Genomic DNA, 1,858 nt, shown 5'->3' with positions numbered 1-1,858 from the left:
ATCGGCATAGGGGACGGCCATGAGGCCGTGCCCCTGCCACACCACCCGGCGTGCGGGTCCGCACCGGGCGGTTCGGGAAGTTGAGGTTACGAGAGTCGCGGCACGCCCAGCTGGTCGAAGTATGCGATGGTCAACACGCTGTTAAGCAGCCGATCACTATTGCGCCACCAGCAGCGGCTGTTGGCCGCCACTTGTCGCGCAACCTCATCCGGTGCACCCAGCGCACGCAGTGCCCGGTAAATGGTCGTGCCACGACGCCAGTGCTTAAGCTGGATCGCACGCAACCGGTGACGCAGCCACTCGTCCAGCTTGCGCCAGACCCTGGGCGTTTGCGCCAGACGGAAGTACGCCTTCCAGCCCTGCACATACGATCGTAACCATTCCACCACTTCGGGCATGCTGCGCCCGCCAGAACGACGGGTCAGTTCACGAATGCGATGCTTGAACGCCAGCAGCGGTTTGGCCGCCACCTTGCGCTTCACTACGCCGCCCGCAGCCACCCATAGGCTGTAGCCCAGAAACTTGCGACCAAACACACTGGCCACTGCGCTTTTGGTCTCATTGACCTTCAGGCGCAGTCGCCCGTACAGGCGTCGCAGCAGTGCCATCACCCGCTCGCCCGCACGACGGCTGCGAACATAAACGTTCGCATCATCGGCATAGCGTGCGAAGCAGTGGCCCCGCCGCTCCAGCTCCTTGTCCACTTCGTCGAGCAGCACGTTGGCCAGCAGCGGGGATAGCGGCCCGCCTTGCGGCGTCCCCTGATCACGCTGCTGGACTACCCCGTCATCCATGATGCCGCTGTTCAGATACGCCCGGACCAACCGGATTACTCCGACGTCGTCTATGCGTTTCTTCAAGCGGTCGATCAGGATGTCGTGATTGACCCGGTCGAAGAACTTCTCCAGATCAACGTCCACCACAATCCGCCGACCGGACTGCACGTACGACTGCGCGGCAAGCACCGCATCGTGCGCACGCCGTCCCGGCCGGAAGCCGTAGCTGTGCTCGCTGAATGTAGGGTCCAGAACTGGCTGCAACACCTGCAGCAGCGCCTGCTGGATCAACCGGTCCGTCACCGTCGGAATGCCCAGCTCGCGCTCACCTCCGTCCGGTTTCGGAATTGTCACCCGACGTACCGGGCTGGGCCGGTACGTCCCCTTCAGCAGTTGCTCACGGATCACGGGCCACGCCGTCACCAGATGGCATGCAGTCCGGTCAATGTCCAGACCGTCCACGCCAGCGACTCCCTTGTTTGAGCGGACCCGTTTGAACGCCTGCTTCAGGTTCTCTCTCGTCAGCGCCGCTTCCAGCAGCGCCGACCCTGTGTTCCCCGATTCATGCCGCGGGCCGCAGGCTTCGTCGCTAGCCGGTGTACGACGTGCGGCTTCACCGCACGTGACTCCCACTCGCCCCGTTTGCACGGGCATCTGACGCAATACCTGCCGCATCGACATAACGCTGGACACTCCTTCCCGTTTGGTCCTTCGTCACCAGCTTCAGCCTCACCGGCCTGTCCTGTAACTACTACGACCTCTGCTGACTTCTCGCTCCGGCTCGACGCCGTCGCCCTTTCAGGCATGAAGCGAGATCTCCCCAGGTAAGAACGCACTCCTTCACTGCACAACCGCCGGATCTACGTCACCGCCCCTTGATCACGAGAGCTTTGCGGTTTCTTGTCCGCTCGCCCTGGTCGGTGCCGCCTTCTATCCGGTTCTTGTTCATCGGCTCGCAGATTCGCTCCACGCTTCCTCCCCACGATCGGTCACCCTCTCGCAGTTGCGCTTCGCTTCGCTCGCTGTGATCAACTTACGGTGGGACTTGCACCCACAAGAGTGCGCCCATGCTGGGCGCACAA

1 protein-coding gene is annotated in these 1,858 nt (G+C 62.9%); it reads right to left on the bottom strand.

Annotated elements, in window-relative coordinates:
• Window positions 1-86: 86 nt before the first annotated feature.
• Complete coding sequence (ltrA, locus tag PQR40_RS38885; protein ID WP_408511272.1) at window positions 87-1,457, bottom strand: group II intron reverse transcriptase/maturase; 1,371 nt, start codon at window positions 1,455-1,457, stop codon at window positions 87-89.
• Window positions 1,458-1,858 lie beyond the last annotated feature (401 nt).

The organism is Paraburkholderia sediminicola, from assembly GCF_046026855.1.
Lineage (GTDB): Bacteria > Pseudomonadota > Gammaproteobacteria > Burkholderiales > Burkholderiaceae > Paraburkholderia > Paraburkholderia sediminicola_A.
The sequence above is the reverse complement of the archived record's forward strand: the minus strand, read 5'-3'. Positions and strand labels throughout refer to the sequence as shown.